The organism is Sphingobium sp. AntQ-1 (genome assembly GCF_028538045.1).
Classification (GTDB): Bacteria; Pseudomonadota; Alphaproteobacteria; order Sphingomonadales; family Sphingomonadaceae; genus Sphingobium; species Sphingobium cupriresistens.
The window spans coordinates 1,909,510-1,923,746 of sequence record NZ_CP117158.1; the positions used below are offsets into that span (position 1 = coordinate 1,909,510).

Annotated in this window: 19 protein-coding genes; 10 read left to right on the forward strand and 9 right to left on the reverse strand. The window is 64.8% G+C overall.

Annotated features, from left to right (window positions below; translation table 11 throughout):
* Positions 1-6 precede the first annotated feature (6 nt).
* The 4 genes from rplT (at position 7) to pheT (ending at position 4,777) form a co-directional block, all read left to right on the forward strand.
* The gene (gene rplT, locus sphantq_RS09585) at positions 7-369 is read left to right on the forward strand and encodes a 50S ribosomal protein L20 (RefSeq protein WP_066606985.1); all 363 of its coding nucleotides are present in this window, start codon (positions 7-9) and stop codon (positions 367-369) included.
* Positions 370-552: 183 nt separating this feature from the next.
* Positions 553-1,170, forward strand: a complete 618-nt coding sequence (locus tag sphantq_RS09590) for a LysE family translocator (protein ID WP_129925539.1) — start codon at positions 553-555, stop codon at positions 1,168-1,170.
* Between the two features lie 86 nt (positions 1,171-1,256).
* The gene (gene pheS, locus sphantq_RS09595) at positions 1,257-2,363 is read left to right on the forward strand and encodes a phenylalanine--tRNA ligase subunit alpha (RefSeq protein WP_272798367.1); all 1,107 of its coding nucleotides are present in this window, start codon (positions 1,257-1,259) and stop codon (positions 2,361-2,363) included.
* The gene (gene pheT, locus sphantq_RS09600) at positions 2,360-4,777 is read left to right on the forward strand and encodes a phenylalanine--tRNA ligase subunit beta (RefSeq protein ID WP_272798368.1); all 2,418 of its coding nucleotides are present in this window, start codon (positions 2,360-2,362) and stop codon (positions 4,775-4,777) included. Before pheS ends, pheT begins: the two co-directional genes overlap by 4 nt.
* A 112-nt stretch (positions 4,778-4,889) precedes the next feature.
* Here pheT and sphantq_RS09605 read toward each other — a convergent pair whose 3' ends face one another.
* The 8 genes from sphantq_RS09605 to sphantq_RS09640 all read right to left on the reverse strand — a co-directional run bounded on the left by sphantq_RS09605 (position 4,890) and on the right by sphantq_RS09640 (position 7,936).
* A complete protein-coding gene (locus sphantq_RS09605) occupies positions 4,890-5,123 on the reverse strand; it encodes a hypothetical protein (RefSeq protein WP_129925536.1) in 234 nt (77 codons plus the stop codon).
* A 30-nt stretch (positions 5,124-5,153) separates the two neighbouring features.
* Entirely contained in the window at positions 5,154-5,405 is a 252-nt protein-coding gene (locus sphantq_RS09610; protein WP_129925535.1) for a hypothetical protein, read from the reverse strand.
* Positions 5,406-5,486: 81 nt separating this feature from the next.
* The gene (locus tag sphantq_RS09615; RefSeq protein ID WP_129925534.1) at positions 5,487-5,798 is read right to left on the reverse strand and encodes a hypothetical protein; all 312 of its coding nucleotides are present in this window, start codon (positions 5,796-5,798) and stop codon (positions 5,487-5,489) included.
* A 27-nt stretch (positions 5,799-5,825) separates the two neighbouring features.
* Positions 5,826-6,116, reverse strand: coding sequence for a hypothetical protein (locus sphantq_RS09620; protein WP_272798369.1), 291 nt, complete (start codon positions 6,114-6,116; stop codon positions 5,826-5,828).
* A gap of 38 nt (positions 6,117-6,154) precedes the next feature.
* The gene (gene pspC / locus sphantq_RS09625; RefSeq protein WP_272798370.1) at positions 6,155-6,535 is read right to left on the reverse strand and encodes an envelope stress response membrane protein PspC; all 381 of its coding nucleotides are present in this window, start codon (positions 6,533-6,535) and stop codon (positions 6,155-6,157) included.
* Between the two features lies 1 nt (position 6,536).
* Positions 6,537-6,803, reverse strand: a complete 267-nt coding sequence (pspB, locus tag sphantq_RS09630; protein ID WP_066607002.1) for an envelope stress response membrane protein PspB — start codon at positions 6,801-6,803, stop codon at positions 6,537-6,539.
* Positions 6,804-6,807: 4 nt separating this feature from the next.
* Positions 6,808-7,476 (reverse strand): phage shock protein PspA, encoded by a 669-nt coding sequence (gene pspA, locus sphantq_RS09635; protein WP_066607003.1) that lies wholly within the window; start codon positions 7,474-7,476, stop codon positions 6,808-6,810.
* A gap of 85 nt (positions 7,477-7,561) precedes the next feature.
* Positions 7,562-7,936 (reverse strand): hypothetical protein, encoded by a 375-nt coding sequence (locus sphantq_RS09640; protein ID WP_272798371.1) that lies wholly within the window; start codon positions 7,934-7,936, stop codon positions 7,562-7,564.
* On the opposite strand from sphantq_RS09640, the gene pspF reads away from it, so the two are divergent.
* A complete protein-coding gene (gene pspF, locus sphantq_RS09645; protein ID WP_272798372.1) occupies positions 7,919-8,941 on the forward strand; it encodes a phage shock protein operon transcriptional activator in 1,023 nt (340 codons plus the stop codon). The two genes, sphantq_RS09640 and pspF, sit on opposite strands and share 18 nt — an antisense overlap.
* Before the next feature lie 22 nt (positions 8,942-8,963).
* On the opposite strand, the gene sphantq_RS09650 is transcribed toward pspF, so the two are convergent.
* The gene (locus sphantq_RS09650; protein ID WP_066607010.1) at positions 8,964-9,842 is read right to left on the reverse strand and encodes a 3-hydroxybutyryl-CoA dehydrogenase; all 879 of its coding nucleotides are present in this window, start codon (positions 9,840-9,842) and stop codon (positions 8,964-8,966) included.
* Between the two features lie 178 nt (positions 9,843-10,020).
* On the opposite strand from sphantq_RS09650, the gene sphantq_RS09655 reads away from it, so the two are divergent.
* Genes sphantq_RS09655 through tolB form a run of 5 tightly spaced genes read left to right on the forward strand, consistent with a single transcriptional unit; the run spans position 10,021 to position 14,034 of the window.
* Entirely contained in the window at positions 10,021-10,491 is a 471-nt protein-coding gene (locus sphantq_RS09655; protein ID WP_066607011.1) for a YbgC/FadM family acyl-CoA thioesterase, read from the forward strand.
* On the forward strand, positions 10,488-11,192 hold the full coding sequence (gene tolQ / locus sphantq_RS09660) for a protein TolQ (RefSeq protein ID WP_272798373.1): 705 nt from the start codon (positions 10,488-10,490) through the stop codon (positions 11,190-11,192). The genes sphantq_RS09655 and tolQ overlap by 4 nt, the downstream gene beginning before the upstream one ends.
* A complete protein-coding gene (locus sphantq_RS09665) occupies positions 11,192-11,656 on the forward strand; it encodes an ExbD/TolR family protein (RefSeq protein WP_272798374.1) in 465 nt (154 codons plus the stop codon). The genes tolQ and sphantq_RS09665 overlap by 1 nt, the downstream gene beginning before the upstream one ends.
* 18 nt (positions 11,657-11,674) lie before the next feature.
* Positions 11,675-12,703: a cell envelope biogenesis protein TolA gene (locus tag sphantq_RS09670; protein WP_272798375.1), complete on the forward strand. Its 1,029-nt coding sequence runs from the start codon at positions 11,675-11,677 to the stop codon at positions 12,701-12,703.
* On the forward strand, positions 12,700-14,034 hold the full coding sequence (gene tolB, locus sphantq_RS09675; protein WP_066607019.1) for a Tol-Pal system beta propeller repeat protein TolB: 1,335 nt from the start codon (positions 12,700-12,702) through the stop codon (positions 14,032-14,034). Before sphantq_RS09670 ends, tolB begins: the two co-directional genes overlap by 4 nt.
* Positions 14,035-14,237: the final 203 nt, after the last annotated feature.

The window sequence follows — 14,237 nt, forward strand, 5'->3', positions numbered from 1 at the left end:
AGGCACATGGCACGCGTAAAACGTGGTGTAACCACCAAGGCGAAGCATAAGCGGTTGCTGGTTCAGGCGAAGGGCTATTATGGCCGTCGCAAGAACACGATCCGCGTCGCTCGCCAGGCCGTCGAAAAGGCCGGCCAGTACGCTTATCGCGATCGCAAGGTCAAGAAGCGCAGCTTCCGTGGTCTGTGGATCCAGCGCATCAACGCGGGTGTCCGCGCTGAAGGCCTGACCTATTCGCAGTTCATGCATGGCCTGAAGCTGGCTGGCGTCGAACTGGACCGCAAGGTCCTGGCCGACATTGCGATGCACGAAGGCGAGGCGTTTAGCGCCATCATCGCCCAGGCGAAGGCTGCGCTGCCCGCAGCCTGAACCAGTCGATCGCAAGATCGTCAAAGGGGCGCCGGGGCAGATGCTTCCGGCGCCCTTTTTTGTTTTGGCGGATGTGACCAAGACCCGTTCGTTTCGAGCGAAGTCGAGAAACGCCCGCGCAAACGCTTCTCGACTTCGCTCGAAATGAACGGAGAGGGGAAGCTCAGCCAAAAGGCGCATTCCATGTCGCTGCATCTGTGGTGGTTGTACGTTACGGCGGTTTTCCTGATATCGGCCACGCCCGGCCCCAATATGTTGCATGTGATGACGCAGAGCATCGCCCATGGCCCGCGCAAGGCGACCGCCACGATGGCGGGCCTGATGAGCGCAGTGCTGCTGTGCCTGATCGCGTCCGCGCTGGGCCTGGGGGCCCTGCTCAAGGCGTCGCCGCGGCTGTTCGACATATTGCGCTATGCCGGCGTCGCCTATCTGGTGTGGCTCGGCATCAAGGCGTGGCGCGCGCCGGTGGGCGACAGCGAGGCGAGCGCCACCAACGCCCGTTCCGTGCGCGCCCTCTATGGCACCGGGCTGCTGACGGGGCTGGCCAATCCCAAGCTCATCATCTTCGCCGCGGCGCTCTTTCCCCAATTTATCGAGCTGGACCGGCCCTTCTGGCTGCAGCTTGCGATCCTGATCGCCAGTTTCGTGGTTATCGAAAGCTTCTGGTACGCCGTCTACGCGCTGGGTGGCCTGCGCCTGGCGCGCTGGTTGGCGCCGGCGAACCGGCAGACGCTGTTCAACCGCGGCACCGGATTGATGTTCATCGGCTTTGGCGGGGCGTTGCTGGGGGCGCGGGCTTAAGCTTTCCAGGCCCGCCCCTTTCCTTGAGCGCCCGGCGTCGCTAAGGCCGCGGGCATGTTTCCGCCACCACAGGCTCTGGAAGAAAAATGACCGAAATTAGCGCATTGAAAGCCGGCCTGATCGCCGACATCGCCGCCGCCGACACGCTCGACGCGCTGGAGGCGCTGCGGGTCGGCGCGCTGGGCAAGAGCGGGGTGGTTACCGGCCTGCTCAAAACGCTTGGCCCGATGTCGCCGGAAGAGCGGATGGACAAGGGGCCGCCGATCCAGGATTTGCGCGAGAATGTGACGGCGGCGCTGGCGGACAGGAAGGCCGCGCTGGAGCAGGCCGCGCTCGATGCCAGGCTGGCGTCGGAGCGGGTCGACATGACCCTGCCGGCCGATGCCGGTCCTTTTGGGGGTGCGTTTGGATCGGTGCATCCCGTCAGTCAGGTGATGGACGAACTGGCAGAAATCTTCGCCGATCTCGGCTTCTCGGTCGCCACCGGGCCGGAAATAGAAGACGACTGGCATAATTTCACCGCGCTCAATATTCCCGAAACCCATCCGGCGCGCGCGATGCACGACACTTTCTACTTCCCGGACGAGGAAGGCCAGAAGCGGATGCTGCTGCGCACCCATACGTCGCCGGTGCAAATTCGCACGATGATGAACGGCACGCCCCCGCCGATCCGCATCATCGCGCCCGGCCGCGTCTATCGCAGTGACTCAGATGCGACCCATACGCCGATGTTCCACCAGATCGAAGGGCTGGTGATCGACAAGGGGATCACGCTGGGCCACCTGAAATGGACGCTGGAGACGTTCCTGAAGGCGTTTTTCGAGCGCGAGGATATCGTCCTGCGCCTGCGCCCCAGTTACTTCCCCTTCACCGAACCGTCGGTCGAGGTCGATGTCGGCTACACGCTGGCCAACGGCCAGCGGGTCATTGGCGGCGACGGCGATGCGGCCGATGGCGGCTGGCTGGAAGTGCTGGGCAGCGGCATGGTCAATCGCAAGGTGATCGCGGCGTGCGGGCTGGACCCCGACGAGTGGCAGGGCTTCGCCTTCGGCACCGGCGTCGATCGGCTCGCCATGCTCAAATATGGGATGAACGACTTGCGGGCCTTCTTCGATGGCGATCTGCGCTGGCTGAAACATTATGGCTTTTCGGCGCTGGACGTGCCCACGCTGAGCGGAGGAGTGGGCGCATGAAGTTCACCCTGAGCTGGCTCAAGACGCATCTGAAGACCGATGCGGACCTTGCCACCATCCTCAAGAGGCTGAACGCCATCGGGCTGGAGGTCGAGGGTGTCGAGAATCCGGCCGAGAAGCTGGCCGGGTTCAAGATCGCCCAGGTGCTGACCGCCGAGCGTCACCCGCAGGCCGACAAGTTGCAGGTGCTGAGCGTCGATCATGGCGACGGCAATCCGTTGCAGGTGGTGTGCGGTGCGCCCAATGCCCGTGCGGGGTTGGTGGGCGTGTTCGGGGTGGAGGGCGCGGTCGTGCCGTCCAACGGCATGGTGCTCAAGAAGACCGCGATCCGGGGCGTGGAATCCAACGGCATGATGTGTTCCACCCGCGAGCTGGAACTGGGCGACGATCATGACGGCATCATCGAATTGGATGCAGCTGCGCCGGTTGGGCAGGTCTATGCCGACTGGGCGGGGCTGAACGATCCGGTGATCGATGTCAGCGTGACCCCCAACCGGCAGGACTGCATGGGCGTGCGCGGCATCGCGCGCGACCTGGCGGCGGCGGGGCTGGGCACATTGAACGCCATCATCGTGCCGGAGATTGCGGGCGTGGGTCCGGGGCCGGATGTGCGGACGGACGATGTGGACGGCTGCCCGGCCTTCTTCGCGCGCACCGTGCGTGGCGTGACCAACGGCGCGTCGCCCGACTGGATGGCCAAGCGGCTGAAGGCCATCGGCCAGAAGCCGATCAGCGCGCTGGTCGACATCACCAACTATATCATGTTCGATCTTGGCCGGCCGCTGCATGTCTATGACATGGCGAGCCTGAAGGGCGGCCTGGTGGCACGCAAGGGGAAGCCCGGCGAGCAGGTGCTGGCGCTGAACGGCAAGAGCTACACCATCGACGAGACGATGACTGTCATCGCCGACGACGAGGCCGTGCACGACATTGGCGGCATCATGGGCGGCGAACATTCGGGCGCGCAGGATGGTACGACCGACGTGCTGATCGAATGCGCCTATTTCACGCCGGAACGGATCGCGGTGACCGGGCAGAAGCTGACCCTGACCAGCGATGCCCGTGGACGGTTCGAGCGCGGTGTCGATCCGGCGTTTCTGGACGATGGCCTGTTGATCGCGACCAGCCTGGTGGTCAGCCTGTGCGGCGGGACGCCCAGCGAGGCGACCCGCGCCGGGACGCCGCCCGCGACGCCGCGCACCGTAGTTTATGCACCCGACCAGTGCCTGGCGCTGGCCGGCGTGCATGTGCCCGCAGATGAACAAAAGCGTATCTTGGAAAGCCTGGGCTTTGGCGTCGACGGCGAGGCGAGCCGCGTCGAATATGAAGACGGAATGCCGGTGATGGTGCCAGGCAGCTGGACGATCATCGTGCCGACATGGCGCCGCGACGTCGATGGCTGGCCCGACATCGTCGAGGAAGTGGTGCGCATCGTCGGCCTGGACCAAGTGCCGTCCACGCCCTTGCCGCGCGGGCCGGGCGTCGCCCGCCCGACCGCCACGCCAGAGCAATTGGTCGAGCGTCGCGTGCGCCGCACCGCCGCTGCGCGCGGGATGGCCGAAGCGATCAACTGGTCGTTCATTGCCGAAAAAGAAGCCGCCGCCGTAGGCGGGGGCGATTGGACGTTGGCCAACCCGATCTCCGAGGAACTGAAGGTCATGCGGCCATCGCTGCTGCCCGGCCTGCTGTCCGCGACCAAGCGCAATGTCGATCGCAGCGCGACGTCGGTTCGCCTGTTCGAGCTGGGCCGCCGCTATTTCAAGCAGGGCGAGCGGGCGACCGTGGGCTTCGTGCTGGCGGGCGAGAAGGTGGCGCGGGGCTGGCAGACCGGCAAGGCGCAGGGCTTCGACGCCTTTGACGCCAAGGCGGAAGTGGTCGCGCTGCTGGCGGCCGCCGGCGCGCCGGTCGGCAATCTCCAGAATTTCGGGGACGCATCGGCCGCCTATCATCCCGGCCAGTCGGGCACGCTGCGGCTGGGGCCGAAAGCGGTGCTGGCTGAATATGGCGTGCTGCACCCGTCGCTGGCCAAGCAATTCGGCCTGTCGGGCACGGTGGTCGCGGGCGAGATCTTCCTCGATGCGATTCCGGGCAAGCGCAAAAGCGGCTTCATGCGCGCGCCCTACGCGCCGCCCGCGTTGCAGGCAGTGAAGCGCGACTTCGCCTTCCTGGTGCCGGATGCGGTCGAGGCCGATGCGCTGGTGCGCGGCGTAAAGGGCGCGGATAAGAAGAGCATCGTCGACGTCCGCCTGTTCGACGTCTTCGTCGGGCCGGGCGTGGAGGATGGTTTCAAGTCGCTGGCGATCGAAGTTACCCTGCAGCCGGGCGAGAAGAGTTTCAGCCAGGAAGAGCTGGAGGCGATCAGCGCTGCGGTGGTCAAGGCCGCGCAGAAGCTGGGCGGGTCGCTGCGGGGGTAAGGCCTTCGAACTGATGAAAGCGCAGCGTGCTCCCGCGAAGGCGGGAGTCCAGTTCAGAGGTTAGGACTGGGCCCCGCCTCGCGCGAGCACCTTCATCTCATTGAAGCGATGTTTACAGATCCACGCCCGCGGCGATGGCTTCCAGCTTGCGGATGCGCTCCTTGAGGTCGGCGACCTCGATCCGGGCCGACGCGCTTGGCGGCGCGGCTTCCTCGAAGCGGCGGCCCAGTTCGGCGCGCTTGAGCTCCAGCCAACCGTTCCAACCGCGCAACCCCGCAGCCGCGATGATGGCGAGGCCGACCAGGCTGGTCGTCGCCAGGATGATGTAGAGATAGGGGTCTTGCATATAAGCCTCCCTGGCCGGCACGGACCAAATTCAGTCGCGATCCCGGAGTTTTTCAAATTCCCGCTCCAATGCGCTGGAGCCGTCCGTCGCCAGCCGTTCCAGCACGGCGACGCGATCCTTGAGCGCCTTCACTTCCGCGCGCAGCCGTTCGGCTTCCGGGTCCAGGCCGCGCTGGATGAAGTCTTCGCCCTTGTCGCGGCGCACGACGCCATATTTGGCGCGCAGGACGCTGGCGATGGCGGTGATGGCGATGATGGCAACGACCATTTCAAACGGATTCATGTCGATCACTCCCTGATGGCGCTATGCTCTGCGGCTTTGTGTGGCATCATCTACCGGAGCCTTCGGCGCCGAATGATGCCGTTAGTTAGCCGGGCTGCGCAGTTGTTCGATCTCGCGGGCCAGCTGATGGCTGCCGTCGGTGACGATCCGCTCCACCACGGCGAGCCGGTCCTTCATCGAACCGATCTCGGCGCGAAGCTGGGCGTTTTCCTGGCTCAGCAGCTTGATGCGTTCGACCATTTCCTCATTCTTCTGCGGATAGACGGGCTTGCCCCAGCTGTTTTCCAGCGGATAGCCATTCTTCACACGCAGCCAGGTGGTGAAGATCCAACCGCCGACCGCCAGCGATCCGACGATGACCGCCACCGGGGCAAAGGCTTCGAATGGAAACATGATGATACTCCCCTTGGCTCGCCGGTGTCAGCGCAGCGCGTCGATTTCGCGCGCGGTGCGGGCGGCGGGATCGGTGGCGATCCTCTCCAGCACGGCGATGCGGTCTTCGAGGCGGCTGATGCGGCCCACCAGCTTTTCGTTTTCATTTGATAAAAGGTCGATTTTTCGACCGGCGTCGGGATCGCTTCGATGAACGGTGCCCGTCCACTCATTTTCCACCGGATAGCCGTGGCGGGCACGGACCCAGGTGGTGAACATCCAGCCAAGCGTCGACATGGCGATGATGGCGAGGACGAAATAGGGTCCACTAAATTGCATGATGGCGTCTCCCCGTTATGCTGCCCCGACGCGCGCTTTCAGCGCAGGCTGTCGATCTCATCGGCCAGTCGGGTGTTGCGGCTTGTATAATAGATTTCGATGTCGGCCAGGCGGCGATCGATGTCGCGGAACTTGGACCGGACGTCGCGGGTGGAGCGGGTCGGGTTGGTCCGCACCCCCTGCCAGAATTTCTCGTCGTCGCGGTCCGCATAGAGGCCCAGCGGCTTGTTTTCAGCGAAATATGCGATGACGAAATAGGCGATTAGCGTCCAGAGGAAGGCTCCCATCAGGGTGATGAGCACCGCGCCCACGCGGACCCACAGGACATCAATGCCACTATAATCGGCGATGCCGGAACAGACGCCCAGCCATTTGCCATTGGCCTTGTCGAGATAGAATTTAGTGCGGCGGGCGGTCATTTCAGTTCCTCCGGTCGAAATCGAAGCCGTCATCGGTGGACGGGCGTTGCGGGCGGAAATCGGGGTTGTCAGCGGCGACGATCCGTTCGACCGTCTGGAGCCTTTCTTCCAGACGGCGGGCGAGAAGATGGAGTTCGTCCAGCAGCTTCTCATCCTCGTCGGTGATCTTGGGCGCCTGCTTCCATTTGGTGACATAGTGGAAAATCAGCCAAGGCATCCCGATGAACAGCATGGCGCAGATCATGATGGGCAGAAATACGTCCTCCATCGGATCAGCTCCCCTTGTTCATCGAGGCCTTGAGCGCGGCGAGATCGGCATCGACCTTGTCGGCCGACTTCAATTCCGCAATCTCCTCCTCCAGCGTCTTGGGCGCGCCGCCCAGCGTCGCGGCGTCGGCGCGGCCTTCGGCCATGTCCACGCGGCGTTCGAGCATGTCGAAGCGGGCGAAGGCGTCGTTGACCTTCTCGCCAGCATAGGCTTCGCGCACGCGCAGGCGGTTTTCCGCGCTCTGCATCCGGGTGACCAGACTGTTCTGGCGAGCGCGGGCTTCGCGCAGCTTGCCCTGCAGCTTGGCGATATCCTCTTCCGACGCCTTGAGCGCGTCGTCGAGCGTCGCGATTTCATGACTCAGATGATCCGCCATGTCGGTCGCCTTCTGGCGTTCCACCAGCGCGGCCTTGGCCAGATCTTCGCGATCCTTGGACAGTGCGAGCTGCGCCTTTTCGGTCCAGCTGTCCTGCAGAGCGGTCAGCTTGGCGATGTGGCGGCGCATTTCCTTCTGGTCGGCGATGGTGCGGGCGGCGGACGCGCGCACTTCGACAAGGGTTTCCTCCATTTCGAGGATGATCATGCGGATCATCTTCGCGGGGTCTTCCGCCTTGTCAAGCAGGTCGGTCACATTGGCGGCGATGATGTCGCGGGTGCGGGAGAAAATACCCATTTGAACGTCACTCCTGGTCTTATCGTCTTGTTGGGGGCCGGGACGGGCGAGAGGGGGCACTCCCGCCCCGGCCGGGGCTTGCGCCTTATGCGAGGTAGCGCAAGGCCGCGGGGGTATCGTGCGTCGCAAGGATCGGGGCTTCGCTGGCGCGGGCCGGGCCGACCGCCGAAAGGATCATGGTCGATCCGAACAGCAGGGCGGCGATGGCGGCCGACATCAGCTGGCTGATTTCGCGAACGCTGTTGCTCTGGTTGGTCATCGTCATACTCCCTGAAACTTGGCCTTCATAGGTTCCGCGATTGGTTGCGGATTGCCCTGAGCGCTGCAGAGGTCGTGCCAGTTTCGAAAAATACCCGATTTTCTGCCATTTTTTGAGGTCTTCGCAGGGGTGCGCCAACATGCCGCTTGCCAAGGAGTGGGAAATTTCACCATAAGTTGGCATATGGAGAAAAATACGCAATTTATCGGCCAGTCCTCGGTCTTTCTCGACGCGGTGGAGCAGGCCGGCCGGGCGGCCGAGTTGAACCGGCCGGTGCTGGTGATCGGCGAACGCGGCACCGGCAAGGAGTTGATCGCCGAACGGCTGCATCACCTGTCGCCACGCTGGGGCGAGCCGCTGATCACGATGAATTGCGCCGCCCTGCCCGAAACGCTGATCGAGGCGGAATTGTTCGGCCATGAACAGGGCGCCTTCACCGGCGCGACCAAGGCGCGGCCGGGCCGGTTCGAGGATGCCGATGGCGGCACGTTGTTTCTGGACGAATTGGGCACATTGTCGATGGCGGCGCAGGAACGGTTGTTGCGCGTGGTGGAATATGGCGAGGTGACGCGGATTGGCGCGTCGAAGCCGTTGACCGTGGACGTCCGCATCGTCGCGGCGACCAATGAGGATCTGCCCGCCGCAGCCGATGCCGGACGGTTTCGCCCGGACCTGCTCGACCGGCTGAGTTTCGAGGTCATCACCCTGCCCCCGCTGCGCGCGCGCGCAGGCGATATCAGCGTTCTGGCCGATCATTTCGGCCGACGCATGGCGGCGGAGCGCGACTGGCCGCAATGGCCCGGTTTCACGGCGGCCTGCGCGGCGGAACTGGAGGGCCATGGCTGGCCGGGCAATGTGCGCGAGCTGCGCAATGTGGTGGAGCGCGCGGTCTATCGCTGGAACGAGCCGGGGCGGCCGATCAGCCAGATCACCTTCGATCCCTTCGCCTCGCCGTGGAAGCCCAAGTCGATGATGAAGCGGGCGGATGCGGCGCCGTGTGATGCCCCCGCCGCGCCATCAGCACCCACCATGACCTATGAAGAAATCAGCGACCTGCGCGCCGCCGTGGACGGGCACGAGGCGGCGATCATCCGCGCCGCGCTGGAGCGATTTCGGTACAACCAGCGCGCGACCGCCAAGGGGCTGGGCCTGACCTACGACCAGTTGCGCCATTGCATGAAGAAACATGGGTTGAGCGCGGGCTGAACAGCCCACGCTCGATGGGCAATCAGCGCGTCGGCACTGGCTCCGCGCCGCTATAATCGTAAAAGCCCTTGCCGGTCTTGCGGCCATACCAGCCCGCTTCGACATATTTGACCAGCAAAGGCGCCGGACGATATTTGGGGTCGCCGGTGGTGCTGAGGAAGACGTTGAGGATTTCCAGCGCGGTATCCAGGCCGACGAAGTCCAGCAAGGTCAGCGGCCCCATCGGATGATTGAGGCCGAGCTTGCAGCCCTGGTCGATGTCGGTGACGCTGCCCACGCCCTCGCCCAGCACGAACACCGCCTCGTTCAGCATCGGCAGCAGGATGCGGTTGACCACAAAGCCCGGCGCGTCGAAGGCGTGGACCGTAGTCTTGCCGATCTTTGCGGCGAAGCCTTCCACCGCAGCGACGGTTTCGGGCGTGGTGGCAAGGCCCCGAATGACCTCCACGAGCACCATCACCGGTACGGGGTTGAAGAAATGGACGCCCACAAAGCGGCCCGCATCGGGCGCGGCCTGCGCCAGCCGGGTGATCGGAATCGAGGATGTGTTGGTGGCCAGGATCGCGTCGGCGGCCAATATCTTGCCGACATTGGCGAAGATGGCGCGCTTCACCTCTTCGCGCTCGGTCGCGGCCTCGATCACCAGTTGGGCGTCGGCCAGCGGGGCGATGTCGCCGACGGGCGTGATCCGCGCGAGCGCGGCGTCGGCGTCGGCCTGGCGGATCTTTTCCTTGTCCACCGCCTTGGCCAGCAGCTTGGCGATGCCCGCCAGCCCCTTTTCCGCGCGGGGCAGGTCGATGTCCGACAATATGACGTCATAGCCCGCCTGCGCCGCGACCTGCGCGATGCCCGCGCCCATCTGTCCCGCGCCAATCACGCCGACCGTCCGAATATCCGTCATGCCCTGCTCTCCCTCATGAATCGTCGCTTATCCCTTAGCGGGGCGCAGGGCCGACGACCAGTATCGGGCACCCATCCATCGGACAGGCGATGGATCGCGCGCGGCTGTCGGACGGATTGCGGGTTCATCCGCCATTTCCGGCTTTGCGTGGGCGCTGCGCCATGGTTAAAAGCGCGCAATGTCCGTTTCAGACCTGATGCCCGCGCCGGCGACCGGACGCTTCCTTGCCGCCGTGCATCATTTCCCGCTGCGCGTCTATTTCGAGGATACCGACCTGTCGGGGCTGGTCTATCACGCCAATTATCTGCGCTATATGGAGCGCGCCCGGTCCGACATGCTGCGCATCGCCGGGATCGACCAGCGCGCCAATCATGAAGGGGGCGCGGGCGTCTATGCCGTCACCGATCTTGCCATTCGCTATCGCCGCCCGGCGCGGCTGGACGACGACCTGATGGTGGCGAGCCGCGTCACCGATGTGCGCGCGGCGAGCTGCGCCATTCATCAGAGAGTCATGCGGGGTCAAGAAGAGTTGACGGACGCCGCCATCACCGTCGCATGGCTGACGCCCCAGGGCCGGCCGCAGCGCCAACCCAAAGCCTGGACCGCCATTTTCACCCGCCTTTGCCAAGGGGAAGACATTCACCCATGACCCTCAACCTGCCTGCCGGCGCCATCACCGACGCCGCGACCATATCCCCGCTCGCCCTGTTCCTGCAGGCCGACATCGTCGTGAAGGGCGTGATGCTGGGCCTGTTGCTGGCCAGCATCTGGACCTGGGCAATCATCATCAGCTTCAGCGTCAGCCTGCGCAAGGCGAGCAAGGAAAGCCGGAAATTCGAGGCCGATTTCTGGAAGGCGGAGGATATCGACCGCTTTTATGAGGCCCGCGGCAAGGCGGAATTTCCCGCCGCCAAGGTGATGGCGGCTGGCGTCACCGAATGGCGCCGATCGACCGCGCAGAAAGTGATCGACCGCGACGGCACGCGCGACCGGCTGGGCACGTCGATGTCGAGCATCATCGCGTCCGAGGTCGATCGCCTGTCCGATCGGCTCAACATATTGGCGACGGTCGCGTCGGCCGCGCCCTTCATCGGCCTGTTCGGCACGGTGTGGGGCATCATGCGCGCCTTCACGTCGATCGCGGCCGAGCAGAATAGTTCGCTCGCCGTCGTCGCGCCGGGCATCGCCGAGGCGCTGTTCGCCACCGCCATCGGCCTGTTCGCAGCGATCCCGGCGCTGATCGCCTACAACCGGTTCAGCCATGGCATCAACCGGCTGGAAGCGGGCTTGACCCGCTTTGCCGACAGCTTCTATTCCACGCTGAGCCGTGAGTTGGAGGCCCAACGCTGATGGCTATGTCCGGTCCTCCCTCCGCCCGGCGCGGGCGCGGGCGCGCGCCGATGGCGGACATCAATGTGACTCCGCTGGTCGACGTCATGCTGGTGCTGCTCATCATCTTCATGGTGACCGCGCCGCTGCTGGTGACGGGCGTGCCGGTGAACCTGCCGGAAACACGGGCCAAGGGGCTGGACGCGGACGCCAAGCCGACCATCCTGTCGATCGACCGCGACGGCGGCCTGTTCATCGATGACATGCAGATCAGCGATGCCGACCTGCCCGATCGGTTTGCGGAAATAGCGTCCGCCCATGCGGGTCAGCCGGAGCCGCCGCAAATCTTCCTGCGCGCCGACACCGCGCTCGACTATGGCCGGGTGATGCGGGTCATGGGCGAGCTTAATCGCGCGGGCCTGAACAAAGTATCGCTGGTCAGCACCGGGTCGGACGCCGCTGATGTCAGCGACGGTTCAGAATAGGGGCCATAGGTCAGCCATATGGAGCGCGCGGAAAAGATCGGCCTTGGCGTCGCGACGGCGGGACATGTCCTGCTGTTCGGTTTGCTGTCGGCCGGATTCCTGGCCACCCCCAATCCGTTGAAGCTGAAGTCGCCGCCGATGGACGTGAGCCTGGTGGACGAAGTGGCGCTGCAATCGACCGCGCCGCAGGTGTCGACCCAGCCGCCGCCGCCCAGCGTCGCGCCGGAGAAAGGACCGACGGAGGACGCCAAGCCTGCCCCGGCGCCTGCTCCCGCACCGGAGCCGACGCCCGCGCCGACGCCGCCCAAGGCGGAGCCGAAGCCGGTTCCCAAGCCGACGCCGCCAAGGCCGGTCGTGAAGGAAGCCCCGGCCAAGCCCAAGCCGGCACCGCCGAAGAAGGATGTGGCCAAGACGCCGCCCAAGGCCAAGCCTGCGCCTGAAAAGCCAAAGGCCGCGGCGGCCGTGCCGTCCAGGAGCGACGCCAAGGCAAAGAGTGACGCCAAAGCCAAGGCGGATGCGAAAGCCAAGGCCGACGCCAAGGCGAAAAGCGACGCTAAAGCCAAGAGCGATGCGAAGGCCAAGGCCGATGCGGCTGCGCGCGCATCCGGCGCGGGCAAGGCGGACAGGCCCAAGGGGTCGCTGCTGGGCAAGGATTTCCTGAAAGGGATCGACGCCAAGGACGATGCGCCGCGCACACCCGCGCCGCCGCCCGCCGCCGCCATGGGGCCGCAGCAGAAGGCCGCGCTGGACGCCGAAATTCGTCGCCAGCTCAAGCCACATTGGCGGCCGCCATCGGGCGCGGATGCGGACCAACTCGTGACCTTGCTGGAAGTGCGGCTCGACAAGAGCGGCGCGCTGATCGGCGCGCCCGAAGTGATCGACCAGACCGGCGTCACCGCCAGCAACCGGCCACAGGCGAAGCTCCATGCGGAGCGCGCGATCCAGGCGGTGAAACTCGCCGCCCCCTTCCGGAATTTACCGCCTGAATATTATGACCAATGGAAATGGCTCCGGCCACTCCGCTTTGACGCGAGGCTGAACCGATGAAGACCACCTTCCTTCGCCGCATCTCTCTGGCGACCGTCGCGCTTGCCGCCATCCTGTCCGCGCCCGCGATGGCGCAATTGTCGGTTGATGTGACCGGCGAAGTCGACAGCAACGTCAAGGTCGCCGTCCCCTCCATGCCCGCGCAGCAGGATGTGGCGACGCCGGCCGGCACCGCCAGCGAACTGGGCCGCAAGGTGGCCGAAGTGATCGCGTCCGACCTGAAAGGCTCCGGCCTGTTCGATCCGTCCGGGCCTGGCGGGATGCCGGCGGTCGCCTTCCCTGAAGTCACCAACCCGGTCTATGAAAAATGGAACGCCTATCAGGCGCTGGTCCAGGGGTTCGTGCGCACGACCGGGGGCGAGGCCGACATCACCGTGGGCTGCTACCTCTACGACGTGGCGCTGAAGCAGGAACTGACGCGGCAGGGCTATGTCGTCGCGCCGCGCGACTGGCGGCGGGCCGCACATAAATGCGCCGACGCCATCTATGCCCGCCTGTCGGGCGAAAGCCCCTTCTTCGACAGCCGCATCGCCTATATCGCCGAGAGCGGTCCCAAGGGGGCGCGAGTCAAGCGGCTGGCGATCATGGATTCGGACGGGGCGAACCACCGTTTCATCACCAACGGCCAGTCGATGGCGCTGACGCCGCGCTTTTCGCCCGATTATAAATCGATCCTCTATGTCAGCTATCTGGGCAGCCGGGTGCGCCTCTATATCTACGACATCGGCGCGGGGCAGCAGAAGCTGGTGACCGAAAGCAGCAACGCGACCTTCGCGCCGCGCTGGTCGCCCGATGGCCGCAACATCCTTTTCTCGATGGCGGTAGCAGGCAATACCGACATTTATCGCGTGTCGGCCAATGGCGGCACGCCGGTGCGCCTGACCAATTCGCCCGGCATCGACGTGGGCGGCAGCTATTCGCCCGACGGCAGCCAGATCGTGTTCGAAAGCGACCGGTCGGGCGGCCAGCAAATCTATGTCATGAACGCCGACGGGTCCAACCAGCGGCGGATCAGCCATGGCGGCGGCCGCTATGCGACGCCCGAATGGTCGCCGCGCGGCGACCTGATCGCCTTTACCAAGCTGTCGGGCGACTTCAAGGTCGCGGTGATGACGCCCAGTGGCGACAATGAGCGCATCCTGACCAATGGCTGGCAGGACGAGCAGCCGACCTGGTCGCCCAATGGCCGCGTGCTGCAATTTTTCCGCACGACGCCGGGCAAGCAGGGCAGCAGCCAGGTGTGGCAGGTCGACCTGACCGGGGTGAACGAACGGCGGATTCCGACGCCGCTGAGCGGATCCGACCCGGCCTGGGGACCGTTGCTGCCCTAAGTTTAGGTTCAGGCGCTTTCGCCCATTGCGGAACCTAGTCGTCTTGACAGCGTAACGAACATCACGGACCCTGATGACTGTCTTAACGGATTGATTTTGACATTTGCATCCCCTGACGGTTGGGATGGGTCTGCAAATGTCAAAATCGTAAAATCCGTTAAAATCAAAAGATTGCTAGTGGTCCGAAAAGATTCTGACATTTG

Excerpts from the sequence above, each read along its gene's own strand:
- sphantq_RS09670 (WP_272798375.1), top strand. The coding sequence starts at position 11,675 with ATGGAGCGCGCGGAAAAGATCGGCCTTGGCGTCGCGACGGCGGGACAT.
- tolB (WP_066607019.1), top strand. The coding sequence starts at position 12,700 with ATGAAGACCACCTTCCTTCGCCGCATCTCTCTGGCGACCGTCGCGCTT.
- sphantq_RS09590 (WP_129925539.1), top strand. The coding sequence starts at position 553 with ATGTCGCTGCATCTGTGGTGGTTGTACGTTACGGCGGTTTTCCTGATA.
- pheS (WP_272798367.1), top strand. The coding sequence starts at position 1,257 with ATGACCGAAATTAGCGCATTGAAAGCCGGCCTGATCGCCGACATCGCC.
- tolQ (WP_272798373.1), top strand. The coding sequence starts at position 10,488 with ATGACCCTCAACCTGCCTGCCGGCGCCATCACCGACGCCGCGACCATA.
- pspF (WP_272798372.1), top strand. The coding sequence starts at position 7,919 with ATGGAGAAAAATACGCAATTTATCGGCCAGTCCTCGGTCTTTCTCGAC.
- sphantq_RS09615 (WP_129925534.1), bottom strand. The coding sequence starts at position 5,798 with ATGTTTCCATTCGAAGCCTTTGCCCCGGTGGCGGTCATCGTCGGATCG.
- sphantq_RS09610 (WP_129925535.1), bottom strand. The coding sequence starts at position 5,405 with ATGAATCCGTTTGAAATGGTCGTTGCCATCATCGCCATCACCGCCATC.
- sphantq_RS09665 (WP_272798374.1), top strand. The coding sequence starts at position 11,192 with ATGGCTATGTCCGGTCCTCCCTCCGCCCGGCGCGGGCGCGGGCGCGCG.
- sphantq_RS09620 (WP_272798369.1), bottom strand. The coding sequence starts at position 6,116 with ATGCAATTTAGTGGACCCTATTTCGTCCTCGCCATCATCGCCATGTCG.
- rplT (WP_066606985.1), top strand. The coding sequence starts at position 7 with ATGGCACGCGTAAAACGTGGTGTAACCACCAAGGCGAAGCATAAGCGG.
- pspC (WP_272798370.1), bottom strand. The coding sequence starts at position 6,535 with ATGACCGCCCGCCGCACTAAATTCTATCTCGACAAGGCCAATGGCAAA.
- pheT (WP_272798368.1), top strand. The coding sequence starts at position 2,360 with ATGAAGTTCACCCTGAGCTGGCTCAAGACGCATCTGAAGACCGATGCG.
- sphantq_RS09605 (WP_129925536.1), bottom strand. The coding sequence starts at position 5,123 with ATGCAAGACCCCTATCTCTACATCATCCTGGCGACGACCAGCCTGGTC.
- sphantq_RS09655 (WP_066607011.1), top strand. The coding sequence starts at position 10,021 with ATGTCCGTTTCAGACCTGATGCCCGCGCCGGCGACCGGACGCTTCCTT.
- pspB (WP_066607002.1), bottom strand. The coding sequence starts at position 6,803 with ATGGAGGACGTATTTCTGCCCATCATGATCTGCGCCATGCTGTTCATC.
- sphantq_RS09650 (WP_066607010.1), bottom strand. The coding sequence starts at position 9,842 with ATGACGGATATTCGGACGGTCGGCGTGATTGGCGCGGGACAGATGGGC.
- pspA (WP_066607003.1), bottom strand. The coding sequence starts at position 7,476 with ATGGGTATTTTCTCCCGCACCCGCGACATCATCGCCGCCAATGTGACC.